The sequence below is a fragment of the Megasphaera stantonii genome, from assembly GCF_025567065.1.
Lineage (GTDB): Bacteria > Bacillota > Negativicutes > Veillonellales > Megasphaeraceae > Megasphaera > Megasphaera stantonii.
In genome coordinates, this window is the sequence record NZ_JAOQKD010000001.1 from 64,638 (window position 1) to 86,463 (window position 21,826).

A 21,826-nucleotide genomic window follows, 5' to 3' on the forward strand; every position below is an offset into this window, starting at 1 on the left:
AATAATATCCATACTACTATCAAAGGCGATTTACAGATGGTTATTCATAAGGGAAGCAAGCTTTCGATTGCCGCAGCTTGTTTTTCTATCTATGCTTACCAGGAGCTCAAAAAACAGCTGGAAGGGATAGACGAACTGCGCTTTATCTTTACGTCTCCGACCTTTGTAACGGAAAAGACGCCAAAAGCCCAGCGCGAATTTTATATTCCCCGCATTTCAAGAGAACGCAGCCTTTATGGCACGGAATTTGAAGTAAAGCTTCGCAATGAGTTGACGCAAAAGGCCATAGCTAAAGAATGTGCCGATTGGATTAGAAGAAAGGTGACTTTTAAATCGAATGTCACGCAAGAGCAGATGATGGGGTTCATGACGGTAGATGAAAGCAGCTATATGCCCATCAGTGGCTTTACTACGGTGGATCTTGGCTGCGAACGCGGAAATAATGCATATTACTCTGTGCAGAAAACAGAAAGCTATGAGAACGGAAAGTACTTTATCAATCTTTTCGAGCAGCTTTGGAATGATAAGAAACGCCTTCAAGATGTTACGGACATCGTCATCGAAAGTATTACGGCAGCGTACCGTGAAAACGCGCCGGAATATATCTATTTCTTTGCTTTGTATAATATTTTCAACGAATTTTTAGACGATATTTCAGAAGACGAGCTGCCCAACGAGGCTACGGGATTTAAAGAGAGCAAAGTCTGGGGGATGCTTTACGATTTTCAGCGCGATGCCGTCCTCGCTATTATCAATAAATTGGAAAAGTTCAACGGCTGTATTTTGGCTGATAGCGTTGGTCTTGGTAAAACTTTTACGGCTCTTGCCGTCATTAAATATTATGAGAACCGCAATAAGTCAGTTCTGGTCCTGTGCCCTAAGAAGCTTTCTGAAAACTGGAATACGTATAAGGGAAATTATGTCAACAACCCTATTGCAGAAGATCGGCTGCGCTATGATGTGCTGTATCATACGGACCTCTCGCGTGAACACGGGCAGTCCAATGGCATTGACCTTGAGCGCCTGAATTGGGGCAATTATGACCTCGTCGTGATTGACGAAAGCCATAATTTCCGCAACGGCGGCGAAGTATCCGGCGAAGCGGCAAAAGAAAACCGCTATTTGAAACTGCTCAATAAAGTGGTTCGGGCAGGCGTACGGACAAAAGTCCTGATGCTTTCCGCCACGCCGGTCAACAACAAGTTCATTGATTTGAAAAATCAGCTTGCTCTTGCCTATGAAGGCGATGCCGCGCAAATCAATAAAAAGCTGGCTACGACGAAGGGAATCGACGAAATCTTCCGTCAAGCGCAGAAAGCGTTCAATCGATGGGTCAAACTTTCCGTTGAAGAACGTACTACTGAGGCGCTGCTTCAAACGCTGGATTTCGACTTTTTTGAATTGCTGGACAGCGTGACGATTGCCCGTTCCCGGAAGCACATTGAAACGTATTACAATACTGCCGATGTTGGCAAATTTCCCAAGCGGCTTCCGCCGATTTCCCTGCGCCCTTGCTTAACTGATCTGAACGATGCTGTCAACTACAATGACATTTACACATTGCTCATGTCGCTGAATTTGTCGATTTATACGCCATCGAACTATATTATGCCTTCGCGGCTTGAGAAATATCTTGACGTGACGCACCACCAAGGGACGAGTCTTACGCAGCAAGGGCGCGAAGAAGGCATCCGCCGGCTGATGAGCATTAATCTTCTCAAACGGCTGGAAAGCTCGGTCTATTCTTTCCGCCTGACGATTGACCGCATCAAAAAGCTGATTGAAGATACGATGAAAACGATTGAAGACTATCAGGCTGGCAACTGCATTCTCAAACTGACGGAGATTTCAGACAGTGATGATTTTGATTACGACGACCAAAATACGGACTTTTTCTCTGTCGGGAAGAAAGTCAAAATCGACCTTGCCGATATGGATTATGTTTCGTGGAAGCGGGAATTGGAAAAGGACGCAGAAAATCTGGGACTGTTGTCTCTGATGGTAGCGGACATTACGCCGGAGCATGATGCAAAACTGCAAACGTTGTTAAAACTGATCCAAAAGAAGGTTGAACATCCCATAAATCCTGCAAATCGGAAACTCATCATTTTTACCGCCTTTTCTGATACTGCCGATTATCTTTATGCAAAGGTCAGCAAGTTTGCAAAGGAGAAATTCGGTTTGGAAACCGCGGAAATCACGGGTAACGTAGACGGTAAGACTACTATTCCAAAGCTCCGCGCCGACCTCAATACCGTGTTGACCTGCTTTTCTCCTATATCTAAGGGGAAATCTGTTTTGATGCCCAATAGTTCGGACGAATTGGATATTCTCATTGCTACGGATTGCATATCTGAAGGGCAGAACTTACAAGACTGCGATTATTTGATCAACTACGATATTCATTGGAACCCTGTACGCATTATTCAACGGTTTGGGCGCATCGACCGCATTGGCAGCAAAAACGAAACGATTCAGCTCGTTAATTTCTGGCCGGACATGGACTTAGATGAATACATCAATTTGAAAAGCCGTGTCGAGACTCGCATGAAGATTTCGGTCATGACTTCTACCGGAGATGATGACCTTATCAACGCCGAAGAAAAAGGGGATCTTGAATATCGCCGGGCTCAGCTTAAACGGTTGCAAGAGGAAGTCGTAGACCTCGAAGATATGACCAGCGGCATCTCGATTATGGACTTGGGACTCAATGAGTTCCGGCTGGATCTGCTGGAATACATGAAGCGCCACGACGATCTTGAGACGGCCCCGAAGGGTCTGCATACCGTTGTCGGCAAAACAGAAGACCTCCCGGTGGGGGTAATCTTTGTCTTGCGGAATATCAATGACAGCGTGAACATCGATAATCGCAACCGCATCCATCCATTTTATATGGTATATATCAGCGAAGAAGGGGAAATTGTCTGCGATTACCTGAATCCGAAAAAGTTGTTGGATACGATGCGTCTGCTCTGCCGCGGCAAAAGCGAGCCGATAATGGCGTTGTGCAGAAACTTTAATGAGGAAACCGATGACGGGCGCAATATGAGCGAAGTCTCTGAGCTGCTTTCTGAGGCAATCAATTCTATTATGGATGCCAAAGAGGAAAGCGATATCGACAGCCTGTTTAAAAGCGGCGGCACGACGGCTTTGCTTTCGACGATATCGGGATTGGATGATTTTGAACTGATTTGTTTCTTAGTGGTGAAATAAGAAAGGGGATTTTCCATGTTTGGGTTTCCTGCTTCTACTGAGTTTAACAAACGAATACCAAAGCAGAAGTTTTATGAGCACATCGATATCGGTTCCTCATTGAAACGGATTTTTATAGAACAAATTCATCTCATCTATTGGCGCAATAAACTGGCGGCAACGACGTTGAACGTAGCGGCAGGAGAGGCTGTGACCGAAATAGAAGTCCTTGAAGTGCAGCTGAAATCTCCGCACCTCGATGAGGCGGTGCTTCGCCAGATCGACAGGGAAATTCCCTATCATATCCTTTTCGTTCTGACCTGTGAGGGGAAAGCCCAGGTTTGGATAGGCTACAAGGAAGCGGCTGGTTCCGGCAGCAATGCCTTCAAGGTGAGCCAATATTATCATACCGATTGGGGGCCGGAAAAAGAGCTGCAATTTGGCATAGATGGGCTGAACATGGATGCCGTTTATGAAAACCTCATGCGTCAAGTTGCCGGAGACACTTTGCAAACAGATTCGGAGGAAAGCTTACAAGCTTCCGTAGAGCGCGATAAAAAGCGGCGGCACCTTGAAAAGCAGATTGCGGCATTGGAAAGTAAGATGAGAAAGGAAAAGCAGCTTAATAGACGAATGGAAATGAATGCAGAATTGAAGAGAATGAGAAAGGAGCTGAATACTCTGAAATGCAACTAAGCAATAAAACGCTTAAAGTGTTAAGGAATATAATAAACGGGGACGAAATTGCCCACTACCGTTCAGGTCGTGAACTTGTTTCTTTTTTTAATCAACTTGGTTTTCATGATGAGTATTACGGACAGGGATTTCCATCAAGGAAGGGATATACATATGATAAACTTCAGGAAATCAATGGAACACCTAGATTAGATGAGTGCATCAAAATGGCATTTGCAGTTATTGATTTCATTGGGAAAATTGATGAACTAGATCAACTTATTGAAGAATTTAATCAGTATATGGCTTTCGATAAATGGCAAGTTATCAGGGATAATGAGATTATAACTTTCAAGCGGCTTGATAAGATTATCATACCCAAATCGGAAAAAACATCTTCAAAAATGCAGGAAGAAGATTTTTTGAAGCAGGATTTTGATGTTAATGTAGATAATCTTCAATTGGATGTCAATATCGATGAGATTATTAAATGCCGTCTATGTGAAGTCGAAGCTTGTATCAGAACAGAGGCATCATTGGCAGCTATCTTTATGATTGGCAGTATTTTAGAGGGAATCTTATTAGGGATTGCAAGTTCATATCCTCGACAGTTTAACCAAGCGAAGTGTGCTCCCAAAGATGCAGACAAAAAAGTGAAGTCATTCCCCGAATGGAAACTAAGTAACCTGATTGATGCTGCGGCGGAAATTGGAATTTTGAAACAAGATGTTAAAAAGTTCAGTCATGTGGTTCGAGATTTTAGAAATTATATCCATCCATATCAACAAATGGCTTCTCGATTTTCGCCTGATAACCATACAGCCATGATTTGTTTTCAGGTACTAAAGGCAGCCATATACCAAATTGGAGAGTATCGTAAAACCACGTAATAGTTTAAAAGAGGAGGAAGTACCTAATGGAGAAGATGAAGTTTGAAACTCCTGATTTAACAGCTGGGAATATAGAGAAGATTGCAGCTTTGTTTCCTAATTGTATTACGGAGATGCGCGGTGAGGACGGCCAGGTCAAGCGCGGGATCAATTTTGAAATGCTAAAACAGATGCTTTCGCCAGATGTAGTGGACGGCGATGAGTGTTATGAATTTACATGGGTAGGCAAGAAGGCATCTATCGTAGAAGCGAACAAACCTATCCGCAAGACCTTGCGGCCTTGTGTAGAGGAAAGCAAGAATTGGGACACGACGGAAAACCTGTACATCGAAGGCGATAATCTGGAAGTCCTCAAGCTGTTGCAGGAAGCGTATTTGGGCAAGGTGAAGATGATCTACATCGACCCGCCGTATAATACTGGATCTGATAGATTTGTGTACCCCGATAGTTATATCATGGACAAGGGAGCCTATGATGAAGAAATAGGACTCTTTGACGATAACGGAAATATGTTATTTAGAGAAAATAATATTAACAATCCGCGCTTTCATTCTGTTTGGTGTTCAATGATATATTCACGATTGTTGCTTGCGAGAAATTTGTTATCTGATAATGGAGTTATTTTCATCTCCATAGATGATAATGAAGTTGATAGCATGATTAAGGTTGCAAGTGATGTATTTGGAGATGAAAATTTTATTAACCTTATCACAGTTAAAACAAAAATTGGAGGCGTTTCTGGAAGCTCTGAGGGTAAAAGTTTAAAAGATGCAACTGAATTTATAGGTGTATTTGCGAAAAATAAATCGATTCTCCAATTCTATCCCGTGTATATCAAAGAAAAACTATCTAATAGGATTAAAAGCTACGAAAATGAAGGTAAAAGTTGGAAGTACACTTCTGTAATGTCAGAATTAGGTGGTAAGGAACTTATTAAAGAAGATAAAGCGAATGGAATGCGATATTATGGGTATAAAGTATTGAAAACGATGTCTATTTCTGCTTTTGCGCGTATAAATGGTATGTCAGAGGAAGAAGTTTACAATAAATATGCCAACAGAATTTTTCAAACAACAAACGCTCAAAGTAGCATTCGGAAAACCGTTATGAAGGAAACTCAAAATGCTGATTATCCGATGATTGGATTAGAGTATGTTCCTTCAAAAGGGAAAAATGCTGGGAAAAAGATAGAAATCCTTTATAAGGGAGAGCAGCGAAGAATGATGATGTTTTTATCTGATGCTGTAGAACAGATTAACGGTGAGTATTTCTACCTTGATAAGATTACAACACTTTGGGATGATATTCAGTATAATAATTTATCAAAAGAAGGAAATATAGAATTTCCGAATGGGAAAAAACCAATTAAATTAATTCAAAGAATCATTGAATTGGCAACTGATAATGGAGACATTATCATGGATTTTTTTTCTGGATCAGCAAGCACTGCTCATGCAGTTTTACAAGAAAATTTTGAACAAGGTAGCTACCGTAAGTTTATTATGATTCAGTTACCGGAGAAAACTGATGAGGATAGCGAATACCAGAAACAAAATTTATTTACTATTTGTGACATTGGCAAAGAACGCATTCGCCGCGCCGGTGAGAAAATCAAGGCGGATAATCCGCTGACTACGCAGAATTTAGATGTCGGTTTTCGCGTCCTTAAATTAGACGACTCCAACATGAAAGATGTCTATTACGCCGCCGGCGACTACACGCAGGATACCTTGGCAGGTATGGTTTCTAATATCAAGGAAGACCGTACCGACCTCGACTTGTTGTTTGGCTGCTTGCTGGATTGGGGCCTGCCCTTGTCCTTGCCATATATGTCTGAACAAATCGACGGCTGTACTGTCCATATCTACAACGACGGCGACCTCATTGCTTGCTTTGATAACAATATTCCTGAAAGCGTCGTAAAGGAAATCGCCAAGCGCAAGCCTTTGCGGGCCGTGTTCCGCGACGCTGGCTTTGCCGACAGCCCGGCGAAAATCAACGTATTCGAGATTTTCAAGCTCTATATGCCGGAAGATGCCAACGATATTTCCAAGCGGGTAAGAGTTATATGAGTGTGAAGGTTGGAGTGTGGAGTAATGGATAAAAAGGAGCTTACCACGATTAACCAGGATTTTCTGCAAGGTGTTTCTGAAGTGCTTGCCAAAGCGCGAAAAAACGCAAAGACGGCTGTCAATCTTTCCATGGTATACGCCTATTTTGAAATCGGCAGGATGATTGTCGAGGAAGAACAGCACGGCGCGAACCGCGCGGCATATGGGAAGCAGATTTTGAAAGAGTTATCTGCGTATTTGACAAAGATTTACGGGAAAGGCTTTTCCGTTACTAACCTTAAGCAAATGAGGCAATTTTATCTTGCTTACGCCAATGACCAGATTGGTCAGACACTATCTGACCAATTTAAGAACCTTCCTACCGTCAGCACGGGACGGAAATTTTACCTGAGCTGGTCGCATTATTTGAAGCTCATGCGTATTGACAATATTGAAGAACGGCATTTTTATGAAATCGAGTCTGTCAAAAATGATTGGAGTCTCAGTGAGCTGAAACGGCAGTTTAACAGCGCTCTCTACGAACGGCTGCTTCTTAGTACGGACAAAAAAGAGGTGTACCGGCTGGCGCTGGAGGGGCAGAAGGCAGAAACGCCGCGGGATATCGTGAAAGATCCGTATATATTGGAGTTTTTGGGATTGCCTGAGGCGCCGTCTTATTCTGAAACGGAGATGGAAAGCCGGATTATCAACCATTTACAGCAGTTTCTCTTAGAGCTTGGAACTGGCTTTGCTTTTATGGGGCGGCAGAAGCGCTTTACCTTTGACGAAGAGCATTTTATGGTAGATTTGGTTTTTTATAATCGGCTACTGCGCTGCTTTGTTCTTTTTGATCTGAAAATCGGGGAACTGAAGCATCAGGATATTGGGCAGATGCAGATGTATGTGCATTATTATGACCGCATGGTGAAGTTGGCCGATGAAAACCCGACTATCGGCATCATTCTCTGCAAGGACAAGAACAATGCTGTCGTCGAAATGACTTTGCCGGAGGATAACTCGCAGATTTTTGCCAGCAAATACGAAACTGTTTTGCCGAGCAAAGAAGCGCTGCAACAGCTGCTGCAAGAACAAATAACAGATGAGAGTAGAGGCGAAGACGAATGAGGCTGCAATTTAAACATCAGAAATTTCAGGCAGACGCGGCGAAAGCCGTCGTAGACGTCTTTGCCGGACAGCCCTATCTCACGCCTACGTACATGATGGATAGGGGCTCCAACTATCAGCTGTCCCTTTTGGACACGGATGAGTTTATGGGCTGGCGCAACGAGCCCATCGTGCCGGAACTTTCCGACGCGATGATTTTGGAACGTCTGCGAAAGATCCAGCGGGCGAATCAGATCAAACCGTCGGAGCGCATTGAACCGTCCGAGTCCTGCAAGTTCAATTTGACCATTGAGATGGAAACGGGCGTAGGTAAGACCTATACGTATATCAAGACCATGTACGAACTGAATAAGCACTATGGTTGGAGCAAGTTTATCGTTGTAGTGCCGAGCATCGCTATCCGCGAAGGCGTGTATAAGTCCTTTCAGGTGACGCAGGACCATTTCGCCGCGGAGTACGAGAAGAAGATCCGTTTCTTTATCTACAATTCCGCCCAGCTTACGGAGATCGACCGCTTTGCTTCGGACAGCTCGATCAACGTCATGATTATCAATTCGCAGGCCTTCAATGCCCGCGGCAAAAACGCGCGGCGCATTTATATGAAACTCGATGAGTTTCGCTCCCGCCGTCCTATTGACATCATCGCCAAGACGAATCCCATTCTGATCATCGACGAGCCGCAAAGCGTAGAGGGAAAGCAGACGAAAGAACGGCTGAGAACATTCAACCCATTGCTGACGCTGCGTTATTCTGCCACGCATAAGTCAGACAGCATCTACAATATGGTCTATCGTCTGGATGCTATGGAAGCGTACAATAAACGATTGGTAAAGAAAATTGCCGTGAAAGGTATTACGGAGAGTGGCAGTACGGCGACGGAAGGATATGTGTATTTAGAAGGGATTAACCTCTCGAAAGCAGACCCGACGGCGACGATTGAATTTGATTTTAAAGGAGCTTCGGCTATTCGCAAAAAGACGATGAAAGTTGGCATCGGCTTTAATTTGTACGACCACTCCGGCAATCTGGACGAATATAAGGACGGCTTTGTCGTGAAATTCATCGACGGGCGGGATAACTCGCTGGAGTTCTTAAACGGGGTCAAGCTCTTTGCCGGAGATGTGGTCGGCAAGGTAAGCGAAGACCAGCTGCGCCGTATTCAGATTCGGGAGACGATTCTTTCCCACATTGAGCGGGAACGCCAGTTGTTTCATAAGGGCATCAAGGTACTGAGCTTGTTTTTCATCGACGAGGTTGCCAAGTATAAGCAGTACGACGAAGGAGGCAATCCGTATAATGGCATCTATGCCGATATGTTCGAAGAGGAATACGAGGATATCATCGGTCATATGCAACGGGAGTTCGGCGATGAGGAATACATGAAATACCTCGATGCCATTTCTGCTCATGACACGCACGCCGGGTATTTTTCTATCGATAAAAAGGGCAAGATGACCGACAGCAAGCTCAGCGACAAGAAAGCGGGAACCTCAGATGATATCGATGCGTATGATTTGATTATGAAGAACAAGGAATTGCTTCTCGACCGCGACCCGAAGCGGTCTCCCGTGCGGTTTATCTTTTCTCATTCGGCACTGCGGGAAGGTTGGGATAATCCGAATGTTTTCCAAATCTGTACCTTGAAGCAGAGCAGCAGTGAGGTACGAAAGCGTCAGGAAGTGGGACGGGGGCTGCGCTTGTGCGTCAATCAGGATGGAGAACGCATGGATGCCGCCGTGTTAGGAAATGACGTTCAAAATGTCAATATCCTTACGGTAATTGCCAGCGAAAGCTACGAGAGCTTTGCCAAAGGACTTCAAACAGAGATGGCTGATGCCGTCGCAGATCGGCCTGTAGCGGTAACTGCCGAGTTGTTTAAAGATAAAGTTATCGTAGATGCAAGAGGCAACGAACAGGTTGTGGATGGAAATACAGCGGCGGCTATCTTTGAGGATTTGATTTTCAATGGATATGTTAAGCGCGGTAGTTTGACTGATAAATACTATACTGACAAAGCGAATGGTGACGTCAAGGTTGCAGAAGAAGTTGCCGATTGCCGAGATGCGATCATCGACATCCTTGATTCGGTCTATGATAGCCGCGCCATGATGCCGGAAAATGCCCGCGACAAAAACGTAGAGCTGCAAGTGGACCCGGAAAAGCTGGCTATGCCGGAGTTTAAAGCCCTTTGGCAGCGAATCAGCTCTAAATCCGTCTACGTCGTAGATTTTGATACGGAAGAACTCGTGCGGAAATCTATTAGTGCTCTCAATAGGGATCTTCATGTTCCTAAGATATTTTTCAAGGTAGAAACGGGAACTATGGAGGAAATCAAGTCCAAGGATGAACTGCTCAGCGGCGAGTCCTTCATAAAATCGCGGTCCTACACGTATAACGGCAGCAAGCGGATTCATGCCAACAGCAGCGTGAAATACGACCTGGTCGGAAAATTAGTAGGCGAAACAGGACTGACGAGGAAAGCCGTTGTGGAAATACTAACTGGGATTGAAAAGTCTGTCTTCGATCAGTTTAGATACAACCCGGAAGAGTTTATTATCAAGGCGGCGGGGTTAATCAATGATGAAAAAGCTACGGCGATCATTCAGCACATTGCCTATCATATGCTCGATGAACGCTATGATACGGATATTTTCACCGAACCGACTATCAAGGGCAAACTAGGCGCGAATGCTATGAAGGCGCAGCGTCATCTCTATGACCATATCGTCTACGATTCTACGAATGAAAGAGATTTTGCTGCTGATTTAGATACGAACAGCGATGTGGCAGTCTATGTGAAGCTGCCGGACAGCTTCTACATTGCTACGCCCGTAGGAAAATATAACCCTGATTGGGCTATTGCCTTTTATGAGGGGACGGTCAAACATATCTACTTTGTAGCGGAAACGAAAGGTTCCATGCGGTCTATGGAACTGCGCTTAATTGAAGAATCAAAGATTCACTGCGCTAGGGAACATTTCAAAGCGATCAGCGGAAATAATGTCGTCTATGATGTAGTAGACAGCTATCAGGCATTGCTGGAAAAGGTCATGAAATAAAAAATGAGCTTCAGTTGATTCCTTTTTGGAAATTGACTGAGGCTCGTTCTTTTTTATAGGAGATTACCCGTTATTATAACAGTTGAAATGGTGCGTCACGGAGAGAATATATCAGGATACTCCAAAACTACACCATAATGGTGTTGATTGAGTTGACAAGCCATGCTATAATAATATAAACGATAATTACTATACGTTGATGGTACTGCCTGCATGATGCAGGTGTGACATAGGAGAAGGAGTGAATCATCATGAAAATAGAAGAAGGCACGATCTTATCGATTGAAGAAGACGGCCTTGCCGAAGTAAAGGTCGGCCGCCATTCGGACTGCATGGCCTGCGGCGCTTGTCCCGGCGCGGAACACATCGTCGTCAAGGCGCTGAATCCTATCGGCGCGGAAGTAGGGCAGCACGTCAAATTTGAAGTGCGGGAAGTCAACATCGTCATCGGCGCCTTTGTCTGCTTTATCATGCCCCTTATCGTCGCCGGTCTCGGAGCTGTTGCCGGTCACTGGATTGGCCTTTCCCAAGGCATGGATGCCATGCAGGCTGCGATTGTCGGCGGTATCGTCGGGTTTCTTATCGGCGTTGTCGGCGTCAAGCTGTTTGACCGGTCCTTGACGAACGATATCAACGCCAAGCCGAAGATCATCGAAGTCTGCCGCTAACTATTTCATCATACTGCGTAAAAATCCGTATGGGACGACGTGTTCCATACGGATTTTTTATCGTTTGTTAATTTGTCAGCGAATCTTTCAGCTCGAGCCGCGTGCCGTCTTGCAGCTGGACTGAGGTAATGGAAATGCGGCTCTGCAATCCTTCCAGCGTCGCCGTGCGGAGCAGCTCGGCCTGGGCCGGAACGGCGGCGTTCAGCCGGAACTGGCTGGTATGAGCTTTGCCGTCGGCGTAGATGGCTATGCGTATGGGCGCGGAGAAGAGGACCGTCGAGTCGGCGCGGCGCAGCTCGTACCGGCCTTTGGCTTCCCGGAGGGTTTCCTTGCCCTGTGCGGACAGCTTCGGCGTGTATTGGATGCGCAGGTATGTATCCTGCTCCGTGCTGCCGCAAACGACGGAAGCGGAGAGGCTTGTAATCTGGACGAGGGAATCGATGCGCTGGGAAACGGGCCGGTTGGCCGCTGCCAAGGCTGCTTCAGAGGCCTGCTGCAATTCCTGTACGACGGCGTCCGGGTCGGCAAAGGCGACGACGTGCCACTGGCGGGCCGATACCTTTTCCAGCTGAAAGGTAATGGGAATCGACGCTTGCAGCGAATCGTTATAAAAGGAGGCCGTAAGCTGGGCGTAGCCCGAGCCGTCCTGGCGGCTCCACGACGATGATTCATAGCGCCAGCCCGAGGCGGGGAGTAGCAGGCCCGCCTTGTTTCCCGTGTCGGTAATGACCTTTCGCGCCGCTTCCAGTTGAGCGTCATCTGAATCGCCGGCGAGAATGGTCTGGCAGGCGTGGATGAACTCGCCTTTCACGGGCAAAAGCAGGGCGCGGGACGCCGCCGTTTGGCCTTGATGCCGGCGAATCAGGCTGTCGAACAGCTGCCCAGCCAAGGCGCTCTCGTCCGCTGAAAGAGACAGGGTTTCGCCGTCTCCTGCCTGAGCGGCGGCGACGATGCGGGAAAATGAATACTCCGGCGTAGCCTTGTATATCGTTTCATAGGACAGGCAGGCAGCGCCAATGCAGACGGCGGCCGCAGCGGCGGCTGCCAGTATTTTTATATCCGGTTTGGGCATAGATGATAATTTCATAGCCATTTCCTTCTTTGCATAGAGTGCGGTACGGCTCTCATTATAGCATAAAAAAAGGAAAAAACGTCGGTTTTCTCGAATATAGTTAAGAGAACAAGCGTTATACGGAAGGATGTGACCAGTTGTGATTACGCTGCATGACAAGACGAACGGCAAGACATATACCCTCAAGGAAGGAACGACGCTGCTGCAGCTTTGCTCCGAGCACTATGGCGACGCGGAGCCACGCATTGCGGCGGCCCTGTATAATAATGAATTTGTAGGCCTGCAGACGAAGGTGCGGGAAGACGGGGATATATCCTGGTTTTCTATGGCGACGCTGGAAGGCAATCAATGCCTTGTCCGCACGGCCATCATGCTGCTCGTGCGGGCTGTCAGTGATTTATACCCGCAGGGAAAAGTATTTGTAAAGCACGCCCTGCGCAAGTCGCTGTACTGCGAGCTGGATATCGGCCATACCGTGACCTATCGGGACGTCGAATCGATCAAGCGGCGTATGCAGGAAATCGTCGCCCAGGACGAGCCTATTACGCAAGTCGTCCTCAGTGCGGAAACGGCCATGGACATGTGCCGCAACCGCCATATGGAACGGGAAGCGGAGCTGCTGCGTCACGTCGGCCTCAAGAACGTCATGACCTATCAGTGCGGCCAGGTCTTCGATTACTACATGGGGCCTATGCTGCCGAGCATGGGCTACTTGACCTGCTTCAATCTGCGTTCTTACGCGCCGGGCGTCATCTTGGAAACGCCGAAGGTAGATAATCCCAATGAGCTGCCGCCGTACAAGGAAATTCCCAAGATGGCCCGTCTGTTTTTAGACGCAGAAGAATGGGGGCGTATCGTCCGCTGTCAGTATGTTTCTGATTTAAACCGCTATATTGCCGACGAAACGATTCAGGATATCGTCGATATGGCCGAAGCGCTGCAGGAAAAAAAGCTGGCTGAAATTGCCGATTATATCGTCCGCCAGCGGCCGAAGATCAAGGTCATCCTCATCGCCGGCCCGTCGTCGGCGGGCAAGACGACGTTCTGCAAGCGATTGACGACGCAGCTCCGCGTCGTAGGGCTGCGGCCCGTCAAGATATCACTGGACGATTACTTTTACAACCGCGAGGACACGCCGAAAAATCCCGACGGCAGCTACGATTTCGAATCCCTGCGGGCCATTGACATCCCCTTGTTTAACCAGCAGATCGACGAGCTGCAGCAGGGCCGCGACGTCTGCCTGTCCCGCTTTGATTTCGTGAGCGGCAAGCGCTATTTCGACGAAAAGCCCGTCCATCTGGAGCCGGAGCAGCCCATCGTCGTCGAAGGGCTCCATGCCCTGAACGATTCGCTGACGTATATGCTGCCGCGGTACGAAAAATATAAGATCACCCTGGGCGTACTGACGCAGATCCGCATCAACGACCACAACCGCATTTCGACGGCCGACACGCGGATTATCCGCCGCATGGTACGGGACCAGCAGTTCCGCAATCGCGGCCCTCTGGATACGATGGACATATGGGCCGACGTGCGCCGCGGCGAAGAAGTGAATATTTACCCCTATCAGGAAGATGCCGATACGATTTTCAACACGGCTCTGCCGTACGAGCTGTCCGTGCTGAAGCCCTACGCCGAGCCCCTGCTGCGCTCCATTGACAAGGAAAGCTCCCATTATGCCGAAGCGCAGCGGCTGCTGAAATTCCTGAACCCCTTCAAGGGGCTGGATGCGTCCGTCGTTCCCAGCAATTCTCTCCTGCGGGAATTTATCGGCCCTGAACGGAAACAGCCCTGACAGAACGGCGGGATTCCGGCTTTTTCCGGCCTTCCGGCGATTCCCTAAAAATATATTGACAAAGCATTTACAGATAGATATAATAGTAAAGTCGAGGTAGAAATATGAAACTACAAGTCGAAGAAGCACTAAAGGAGGAAGGAAGGAAAGTTCCTTTTTCCTTTCAAAAGCCGGCTGCCGATTTAGGTGATGTAGACGCTTTTCCTTGGAAAAACCATGTTGTGGCTGTGGAAGGCGCGTTCTGGTCCGATGGCACGCACATCGTCGTCAAAGGAACAGTTCGTACATCCGGCATGTATGCATGCAGCCGCTGTCTGATGCCGGTATCGGTGGATCGGAATGCAACACTGTCTGAAGTCTATGGTACGGAAGCAGAGCTTCCTGATGACGTATTGCCTTATAACGGGGAATACATCGATTTGACGGAGACAATTAGAGAAACGTTGATCCTCAGCGAGCCCATGAAGGTGTTGTGCCAGCCTGAATGCAAGGGCCTGTGCCCGCAGTGCGGCGCAAACCTGAATGAAGGACCCTGTAGTTGTCCTACCGACAGGATCGACCCGAGACTCGCCGTCTTGGGGGATTTATTAAAATCAAAGCACTAAAATACGTACCATGGTTTAAGGAGGTGCAGAACATGGCAGTACCAAAGAACAGATTGTCCCAGACTCGTCAGAAAATGCGTCGTGCAAACTGGAAGCTGACAGCGCCGGGTTTCGTTGAATGCCCGCAGTGCCACGAAGCAGTAATGCCCCATCATGTATGCCCCACTTGCGGCTTCTATAAGGGCAAACAGGTTGTTAACAACACAACAGCTGAATAAGAGTATGAAATAAAAAGAGCGTCCGTAAGGGCGCTCTTTTTGGCAATGCCATGGAAAATGCGGCGGCAGCTCTATGACGGGCAGGCCGATTCATGGTATAATAAACGGTACAGCTTGCGTAGTGAAAGGAAGGATATTCATGCGGGCCATGGGAATAGACCCGGGAACGGCCATCTGCGGCTTCGGCATCGTCGACGCCCAGGGAAGCCGTCTCATACCGGTTACATACGGAACGATTCAAACGACGCCGGACCACAGCGACGGCGAACGCCTCGTGACTATCTTTGAAGGGCTGAACGAGCTGTACGCTAAGTACAAGCCCGATATTATCGGCGTAGAACAGCTGTTTTTCAACCGCAACGTCACGACGGCCATTACGGTCGGTCAGGCCCGCGGCATCATTCTCCTGACGGCGCAGCAGGCCGGCATTCCCTTGCTGGAATTTACGCCGCTGCAGGTAAAGCAGGGCGTGACGGGCTACGGCCGGGCGACGAAGGAGCAGGTCATCGATATGACCATGCGCCTGCTGGGCATTCGCGAGAAAATCAAGCCGGACGATGCGGCCGACGGGCTGGCGATGGCCATTTACGCCATCTATTCCAGCCATTCGCAGCGTTTGAAAAGGACGGTGCAGTTATGATTGGGTATGTCAAGGGGATTGTGACGCATATATTCCGCGATTCCTGTTTTGTCGACGTCCACGGCGTCGGCTACCGCGTGTCCATTCCGGCGTCGACGATGGACAAACTGGTGCTGAATCGGGAAATCACCTTGTTTACGTATATGAGCGTCCGCGAAGACGCCATCGTATTATATGGATTTGCCACGCAGGACGAATACGACTTGTTCATGCTGCTGATCAGCGTAAACGGCGTAGGCCCGAAGGTGGCCTTAGGCATTCTGAGCGCCGCTAGTCCTGACGGGTTCCGACTGGCCGTGCATCAGAAGAATATGAAGGTACTGACGAAGATGCCCGGCATCGGCAAGAAAACGGCGGAGCGCATCGTGCTGGAGCTGCACGATAAAATCGGCCCGGTCGAAGACGACGCGTCGGCTATCGACAACAGCGGTCTGGACGGCATACCGCAGGGCATTGCCTCGGACGCCTTGGCGGCGCTGACCAGCCTGGGCTATTCCTCACAGGAAGTACTTCCGGCTATCGAAGCCAAGGCCGGCCAGTGCCGGACCGTAGAGGAACTGCTGAAAGCCGTATTGCAGGCCTTGGGAAGCAGGAGGTAAGACGTGGAAGAGCATCGCATTGTGGAGACAGGCCCTATTGCGGGAGATTCCTGGCAGTACAGCCTGCGTCCCCACTATTTAAAAGAATATATAGGACAACAGAAGGTTAAACAGAACTTGGAAGTCTTTATCCAGGCGGCAAAGCTGCGGCAGGAAGCGCTGGATCACGTGCTGCTGTACGGCCCGCCTGGGCTGGGCAAGACGACGATGGCCGGCATCATCGCCAATGAGCTGGGCGTCAACCTGCGCATTACGTCGGGGCCGGCTATCGAGCGGCCCGGCGATTTGGCGGCTCTGCTGACGAATTTGCAGGAGCGGGACTTGCTGTTTATCGACGAAATACACCGCTTGTCCCACAGCGTGGAAGAAGTGCTGTACGCGGCGATGGAAGACTATGCTCTGGACATCGTCATCGGCAAGGGGCCAAGCGCCCGGTCGGTGCGCATCGACCTGCCGCCCTTTACCCTCGTCGGCGCGACGACCCAGGTCGGCCGTCTGGCGCCGCCGCTGCGCGACCGCTTCGGCGTCATCTGCCGGCTGGAATTTTACCGGCCCGAAGAGCTGGTGCTGATTATCAAGCGGACTGCCGATATTTTAAACGTAGAAATCGACGATGCCGGCGCGTTGGAAGTGGCGCGCCGCTCGCGGGGCACACCGCGAATTGCCAACCGCCTGCTGAAGCGGGTCCGCGATTTTGCCCAGGTAGCCGGCGAGCAGACGATTTCATCGGCTTTGGCCGGAAAAGCCTTGGACCGGCTGGAGGTCGACGCCTGCGGCCTGGACCGGACGGACCGGCGGGTCTTGCAGGTCATCATTGAAAAATTCGGCGGCGGCCCTGTCGGCCTCGATACGATCGCCGCGGCGATCAGCGAGTCCGTCGACGCCGTCGAAGACGTGTACGAACCCTTCCTCATGCAGCTCGGCTTTTTGAACCGCACGCCGCGGGGACGGGTCGTGACGGAGGCGGCCTACGCTCATCTGGGACTGCCGTCGCCGTCGGAAGGCAAAGGCTCTTCGTTGTTTTAGGAGGTATATATGGCGAAAACCTTAATTTTAATCGGCGCGTTGTTTATTGCGGCCGGCTTTGTCTGGCTGGCGCTGGAGCACATCGGCGTAAGCCGTTTTCTAGGCAACCTGCCCGGCGATTTGAATTTTACGAAGGGAAACGTATCCTTTCATTTTCCCATCGTAACCTGCCTCATCATCAGCGTCGTGCTGACCCTCATTCTGAATATATTTTTCCGTCATTAACAGGAGGGAAGACCTATGATTAAAACGCGACTACTTCGCGTCCTCGCCGCGGCGGCCTTGTTTGTCTGCCTGACGGCGACGGCTTTCTGCGCCGGCTCGGACCAGACGCTGCGCATCGGCATCCGTGAAGGAAGCAAATCCGTGTCCATCATCGGAACCCAGGGGGCGGCCGTTTATAAAAACGGTTCCTTGTGGAAAAAGGTAGGGGCGAACAAACCGGTTAAGGTGGAACTCAAGGGAAAAGACCTCGTCGTCAACGGCTCGAAGAGCAAGGGGGCTGTGTCGGTACGGCCCTTGAAAAAGGGCGTCGTCAAGCTGACCGACGGCTATTCGTACCGCGGCTCCATCGAGTGCATGCAGCCGTCGAAGGCTTCGGGGATCACCGTAGTCAACGTCGTGCCCCTGGAGCAGTATTTATACGGCGTCGTCGGCAAGGAAATGTCGCCGTCGTGGAGCTCCGAAGCGCTGAAAGCCCAGGCCGTCGCGGCCCGGACCTACGCCGTGTATCATAAGAACTCCTTCCGAAACAAGGGCTTCGATATGACCGACGACACGCGCAGCCAGGTTTACGCCGGCATCAACGGCGAATCGCCGTCCATTATCAGCGCCGTCGACGCGACGAAGGGCGAAATCCTGACGTATAAGGGCAAGCCCATCGAGGCGATTTTCTGCGCCACTGCCGGCGGCTGGACGGAACACAGCGAAAACGTGTGGGGCAATTACGTGCCGTACCTGCGGGGCGTCGTCGATAGAAGCGAAAAGATGCCGTCCTACAGCTGGACCGTGACGACGACGCCGGAAAAGCTGGCGGCGAACCTGAAAGCAGCCGGTAAAAATGTTGGCAAGATAAAGTCCATTACCTTGTCGCCCTTGGGCAAGCGGCCCATGGACGTGTCCGACCGCGGCGTGTCCGGCCGCGTCCTGTCCATGACGATTCAGGGCTCGTCGGGAAGCGTCAGGCTGACGGGCAACGCCTTCCAGTCCATCATGGGACTTAAGAGCACTTTGTTTGACATTTATCAGGGAGCGGAAAAGAAGCAGAAAGACAGTAAGAAAGATAATAAGAAAAAATCGTCCCGCAAGATGACCTTTAAAATTAAAGACAAGAAGCCCATTACGATTTACGGCTTCGGCTGGGGCCACGGCCTGGGGATGAGCCAGTACGGCGCATACCAGATGGCCCAGGAACAGAAAAACGCCAAGAATACGTACCGCAAGATACTGCAGCATTACTATACGGGCGTAAAGCTTGACAAGATAGATTAAGGAGACAGTACGTTGAAACTCAGTGATTTTTATTATGATTTGCCAAAAGAATTGATTGCCCAGCACCCGGCAGAGCAGCGGGATCACGCCCGCCTCATGCTGTACGACCGCCAGAGCGGGGCTGTGGAACACAAGCATTTTTACGATTTGATCGACGAGCTCCATCAGGGCGACGTCCTGGTATTTAACGATTCCCGGGTCATCCCGGCCCGCCTGTATGGGAAAAAGTCGCCGACAGGCGGCAAGGTCGAAGTGCTGCTGCTGACGCCCGTCGGCGAGGATACGTGGGAAGTGCTGGTCAAGCCGGGAAAACGGGCCCTGCCCGGGGCGGTTATCGAATTTCCCGAAGGCCTGACCTGCCAGATACTGGACCGTACGGACTTCGGCGGCCGCATCGTCAAATTTGAATATGACGGTGTATTCGACGATATTATCGACAAGATCGGCGAAATGCCCCTGCCGCCGTACATTCACGAAAAGCTGGAAGATCCCGACGAATACCAGACCGTATATGCCCGCGAACGGGGCTCTGCGGCGGCGCCGACGGCAGGGCTCCACTTTACGGACGAGCTGCTGGAACGCATCAAGGCTAAGGGCGTTGAGCTGGTCTTCGTTACGCTGCACGTCGGCTTGGGGACCTTCCGCCCCGTAGAAGAAGAAAACATCGAAGACCACGAAATGCACAGCGAATTTTACAGCATTACGGAGGAAGCGGCTCAGACGATCAACCGGGCCAAGGCCGAAGGACGGCGCATCGTAGCCGTCGGCACGACGTCCATACGGACGCTGGAAAGCGCCGGTACGACGGGCGTGCTGCAGGCCGGGTCGGGCTGGACGAATATCTTCATCTATCCCGGCTACACCTTCCACATCGTCGACGCGCTGGTCACGAATTTCCACCTGCCTGAGTCGACGCTCCTCATGCTCATCAGCGCTATGTCTACGAGAGAAAAAATATTAAAGGCGTATGAAATTGCCGTGCAGGAAAAATACCGTTTCTTCAGCTTCGGCGACGCCATGTTTATACGATAGGAGGACACGACGTTGGTTATTACTTACGAACTGCAGGCCGAATGCGACGGCGCCAGAGCCGGCATCCTGCGCACTCCTCACGGAACCTTCAAGACGCCTATGTTTATGCCCGTAGGCACGCAGGCGACGGTCAAGACCTTGTCGCCGGAAGAGCTGTACGACATGGGCGCCCAGGTCATCCTGAGCAATACGTATCACCTGTTCCTGCGGCCCGGCGAAGACCTGGTCAAGGAAGCCGGCGGCCTGCACAAGTTTATGAACTGGAAGCAGGCTATCCTGACGGACAGCGGCGGATTTCAAGTATTCAGCTTGGGGCAGATGCGCAAGATTACGGAAGAAGGCGTAACCTTCCGCTCCCATTTGGACGGCTCGAAGAAATTTTTGTCGCCTGAAGTATCTATGGACGTGCAGATGGCTCTCAATTCCGATATCGCCATGGCCTTCGACGAGTGCATCCCGTACCCTTCGGATTACGACTACACCCTCCATTCGACGGAGCGGACGAGCCGCTGGGCCAAGCGCTGCCTGGACCACCACCATAGCGATACGCAGGGCTTGTTCGGCATCGTCCAGGGCGGCATGTACGCGGACCTGCGCCGCAAGAGCTGTGAAGAATTAGTAGACATGAATTTTGACGGATATGGCATCGGCGGCTTGAGTGTTGGCGAATCTAAGGATATAATGTATGATATACTAGATCATACGACGCCCTACCTGCCGCAGACGAAAGCCCGGTACCTCATGGGCGTCGGTACGCCGGACTGCCTCGTCGAGGGCGTAGCCCGCGGCGTAGATATGTTCGACTGCGTCTTCCCGACGCGCGTAGCCCGCAACGGCATGGCCATGACCCATACGGGCCGGCTGACCGTGCGCAATGCAAAATACGCCAGGGATTTCTCGCCTATTGAAGAAGGCTGCGGCTGCTACACGTGCCGCAACTATACGCGGGCCTATATCCGCCATCTCTTCAAAGCGGAAGAACTGCTGGCGTACCGCTTAGTCAGCATTCATAATTTGTATTCCCTGCTGCAGTTTATGCGCGACATGCGCCAATCCATTCTGGACGGCACGTTCCGCCAGTTCCGGCAGGAATTTTGGAAGCGATATCAAGATGCATAATATTTCGTATCTTGCATATATACCATATCACTAAATGTTGGAGGTGAATACAGTGGACATGATGGAACAGTTAAACGCCTTTTGGCCGATTATCCTCATGGTAGTCATTTTCTATTTCATGCTTTGGCGTCCGCAGAAGAAGCAGCAGAAACAGCGCCAGGAAATGCTGAACAGCCTGAAAGCAGGAGTTAAGATTATCACTGCCGGAGGTATTTACGGCACGATCGTATCTCTTCACGACGAATATCTCGTCATTCGCGTAGCCGATAAGGTAGAAATCAAGATTACGCGCAACGCTGTCAACCAAGTCTTGGGAAAACAGGAACGGTTGGAAGGGAAGAAATCCAAAAAGGCGGAAAAGAAAGCTGATCCGAAGCCTGTAGAAAAAGGGGCGGAAGCCAAACTGGCCGACGCAACGCCGGCAGAACCGAAAGCTGCTGAACCGGCACAGGCTGAAACAGCAGCTCCGGCTGAAGAAAAGAAAACTGAAGAATCGCAGGACGCGAAGTAACACCTTTGAAAAGCCATGAATGACCGGCTTTGCGCCATTTCTGGGCAGGCCGGTTCAT

Annotated in this window: 19 protein-coding genes; 18 read left to right on the forward strand and 1 reads right to left on the reverse strand. The window is 49.8% G+C overall.

What is annotated here, in order from left to right:
* The first annotated feature begins 36 nt into the window (after window positions 1-36).
* From OCV58_RS00335 to OCV58_RS00365, 7 genes are all read left to right on the forward strand, one after another.
* Window positions 37-3,213 (forward strand): helicase-related protein, encoded by a 3,177-nt coding sequence (locus OCV58_RS00335; RefSeq protein WP_267312732.1) that lies wholly within the window; start codon window positions 37-39, stop codon window positions 3,211-3,213.
* Window positions 3,214-3,228: 15 nt separating this feature from the next.
* Complete coding sequence (locus tag OCV58_RS00340; protein WP_154876564.1) at window positions 3,229-3,888, forward strand: DUF4391 domain-containing protein; 660 nt, start codon at window positions 3,229-3,231, stop codon at window positions 3,886-3,888.
* Window positions 3,879-4,757, forward strand: a complete 879-nt coding sequence (locus OCV58_RS00345) for a hypothetical protein (RefSeq protein ID WP_154876565.1) — start codon at window positions 3,879-3,881, stop codon at window positions 4,755-4,757. Before OCV58_RS00340 ends, OCV58_RS00345 begins: the two co-directional genes overlap by 10 nt.
* 26 nt (window positions 4,758-4,783) lie before the next feature.
* Window positions 4,784-6,829 carry a site-specific DNA-methyltransferase gene (locus tag OCV58_RS00350; RefSeq protein ID WP_154876566.1) on the forward strand — a complete coding sequence of 682 codons (2,046 nt, stop codon included), beginning with the start codon at window positions 4,784-4,786 and terminating at the stop codon, window positions 6,827-6,829.
* Between the two features lie 24 nt (window positions 6,830-6,853).
* Window positions 6,854-7,933, forward strand: a complete 1,080-nt coding sequence (locus OCV58_RS00355; protein WP_154876567.1) for a PDDEXK nuclease domain-containing protein — start codon at window positions 6,854-6,856, stop codon at window positions 7,931-7,933.
* Window positions 7,930-10,992, forward strand: coding sequence for a type III restriction-modification system endonuclease (locus tag OCV58_RS00360; RefSeq protein ID WP_154876568.1), 3,063 nt, complete (start codon window positions 7,930-7,932; stop codon window positions 10,990-10,992). The genes OCV58_RS00355 and OCV58_RS00360 overlap by 4 nt, the downstream gene beginning before the upstream one ends.
* Window positions 10,993-11,243: 251 nt before the next feature.
* Window positions 11,244-11,660, forward strand: coding sequence for a SoxR reducing system RseC family protein (locus OCV58_RS00365; RefSeq protein ID WP_087478036.1), 417 nt, complete (start codon window positions 11,244-11,246; stop codon window positions 11,658-11,660).
* A 67-nt stretch (window positions 11,661-11,727) separates the two neighbouring features.
* On the opposite strand, the gene OCV58_RS00370 is transcribed toward OCV58_RS00365, so the two are convergent.
* Window positions 11,728-12,747 carry a hypothetical protein gene (locus tag OCV58_RS00370; RefSeq protein ID WP_154876569.1) on the reverse strand — a complete coding sequence of 340 codons (1,020 nt, stop codon included), beginning with the start codon at window positions 12,745-12,747 and terminating at the stop codon, window positions 11,728-11,730.
* A gap of 124 nt (window positions 12,748-12,871) precedes the next feature.
* On the opposite strand from OCV58_RS00370, the gene OCV58_RS00375 reads away from it, so the two are divergent.
* The 11 genes from OCV58_RS00375 to yajC all read left to right on the forward strand — a co-directional run bounded on the left by OCV58_RS00375 (window position 12,872) and on the right by yajC (window position 21,768).
* Complete coding sequence (locus OCV58_RS00375) at window positions 12,872-14,527, forward strand: nucleoside kinase (RefSeq protein WP_154876570.1); 1,656 nt, start codon at window positions 12,872-12,874, stop codon at window positions 14,525-14,527.
* 104 nt (window positions 14,528-14,631) lie between these two features.
* The gene (locus OCV58_RS00380; protein WP_154876571.1) at window positions 14,632-15,132 is read left to right on the forward strand and encodes a YceD family protein; all 501 of its coding nucleotides are present in this window, start codon (window positions 14,632-14,634) and stop codon (window positions 15,130-15,132) included.
* A gap of 32 nt (window positions 15,133-15,164) precedes the next feature.
* Complete coding sequence (gene rpmF / locus OCV58_RS00385) at window positions 15,165-15,350, forward strand: 50S ribosomal protein L32 (RefSeq protein WP_087478040.1); 186 nt, start codon at window positions 15,165-15,167, stop codon at window positions 15,348-15,350.
* A gap of 139 nt (window positions 15,351-15,489) precedes the next feature.
* Entirely contained in the window at window positions 15,490-15,990 is a 501-nt protein-coding gene (gene ruvC / locus OCV58_RS00390) for a crossover junction endodeoxyribonuclease RuvC (protein ID WP_154876572.1), read from the forward strand.
* Window positions 15,987-16,589, forward strand: a complete 603-nt coding sequence (ruvA, locus tag OCV58_RS00395; protein ID WP_154876573.1) for a Holliday junction branch migration protein RuvA — start codon at window positions 15,987-15,989, stop codon at window positions 16,587-16,589. The genes ruvC and ruvA overlap by 4 nt, the downstream gene beginning before the upstream one ends.
* A 3-nt stretch (window positions 16,590-16,592) precedes the next feature.
* A complete protein-coding gene (gene ruvB / locus OCV58_RS00400) occupies window positions 16,593-17,615 on the forward strand; it encodes a Holliday junction branch migration DNA helicase RuvB (RefSeq protein ID WP_087478043.1) in 1,023 nt (340 codons plus the stop codon).
* A 9-nt stretch (window positions 17,616-17,624) separates the two neighbouring features.
* On the forward strand, window positions 17,625-17,840 hold the full coding sequence (locus tag OCV58_RS00405; RefSeq protein ID WP_087478044.1) for a DUF2905 domain-containing protein: 216 nt from the start codon (window positions 17,625-17,627) through the stop codon (window positions 17,838-17,840).
* Window positions 17,841-17,855: 15 nt separating this feature from the next.
* On the forward strand, window positions 17,856-19,106 hold the full coding sequence (locus OCV58_RS00410) for a SpoIID/LytB domain-containing protein (RefSeq protein ID WP_154876574.1): 1,251 nt from the start codon (window positions 17,856-17,858) through the stop codon (window positions 19,104-19,106).
* Window positions 19,107-19,118: 12 nt separating this feature from the next.
* The gene (gene queA, locus OCV58_RS00415; protein ID WP_087478046.1) at window positions 19,119-20,138 is read left to right on the forward strand and encodes a tRNA preQ1(34) S-adenosylmethionine ribosyltransferase-isomerase QueA; all 1,020 of its coding nucleotides are present in this window, start codon (window positions 19,119-19,121) and stop codon (window positions 20,136-20,138) included.
* Between the two features lie 12 nt (window positions 20,139-20,150).
* Window positions 20,151-21,257, forward strand: coding sequence for a tRNA guanosine(34) transglycosylase Tgt (gene tgt, locus OCV58_RS00420; RefSeq protein WP_154876575.1), 1,107 nt, complete (start codon window positions 20,151-20,153; stop codon window positions 21,255-21,257).
* 58 nt (window positions 21,258-21,315) lie between these two features.
* Entirely contained in the window at window positions 21,316-21,768 is a 453-nt protein-coding gene (gene yajC / locus OCV58_RS12190; RefSeq protein WP_317239255.1) for a preprotein translocase subunit YajC, read from the forward strand.
* Window positions 21,769-21,826 lie beyond the last annotated feature (58 nt).

Excerpts from the sequence above, each read along its gene's own strand:
- OCV58_RS00335 (WP_267312732.1), top strand. The coding sequence starts at position 37 with ATGGTTATTCATAAGGGAAGCAAGCTTTCGATTGCCGCAGCTTGTTTT.
- OCV58_RS00340 (WP_154876564.1), top strand. The coding sequence starts at position 3,229 with ATGTTTGGGTTTCCTGCTTCTACTGAGTTTAACAAACGAATACCAAAG.
- OCV58_RS00345 (WP_154876565.1), top strand. The coding sequence starts at position 3,879 with ATGCAACTAAGCAATAAAACGCTTAAAGTGTTAAGGAATATAATAAAC.
- OCV58_RS00350 (WP_154876566.1), top strand. The coding sequence starts at position 4,784 with ATGGAGAAGATGAAGTTTGAAACTCCTGATTTAACAGCTGGGAATATA.
- OCV58_RS00355 (WP_154876567.1), top strand. The coding sequence starts at position 6,854 with ATGGATAAAAAGGAGCTTACCACGATTAACCAGGATTTTCTGCAAGGT.
- OCV58_RS00360 (WP_154876568.1), top strand. The coding sequence starts at position 7,930 with ATGAGGCTGCAATTTAAACATCAGAAATTTCAGGCAGACGCGGCGAAA.
- OCV58_RS00365 (WP_087478036.1), top strand. The coding sequence starts at position 11,244 with ATGAAAATAGAAGAAGGCACGATCTTATCGATTGAAGAAGACGGCCTT.
- OCV58_RS00370 (WP_154876569.1), bottom strand. The coding sequence starts at position 12,747 with ATGAAATTATCATCTATGCCCAAACCGGATATAAAAATACTGGCAGCC.
- OCV58_RS00380 (WP_154876571.1), top strand. The coding sequence starts at position 14,632 with ATGAAACTACAAGTCGAAGAAGCACTAAAGGAGGAAGGAAGGAAAGTT.
- rpmF (WP_087478040.1), top strand. The coding sequence starts at position 15,165 with ATGGCAGTACCAAAGAACAGATTGTCCCAGACTCGTCAGAAAATGCGT.
- ruvC (WP_154876572.1), top strand. The coding sequence starts at position 15,490 with ATGCGGGCCATGGGAATAGACCCGGGAACGGCCATCTGCGGCTTCGGC.
- ruvA (WP_154876573.1), top strand. The coding sequence starts at position 15,987 with ATGATTGGGTATGTCAAGGGGATTGTGACGCATATATTCCGCGATTCC.
- OCV58_RS00405 (WP_087478044.1), top strand. The coding sequence starts at position 17,625 with ATGGCGAAAACCTTAATTTTAATCGGCGCGTTGTTTATTGCGGCCGGC.
- OCV58_RS00410 (WP_154876574.1), top strand. The coding sequence starts at position 17,856 with ATGATTAAAACGCGACTACTTCGCGTCCTCGCCGCGGCGGCCTTGTTT.
- yajC (WP_317239255.1), top strand. The coding sequence starts at position 21,316 with ATGATGGAACAGTTAAACGCCTTTTGGCCGATTATCCTCATGGTAGTC.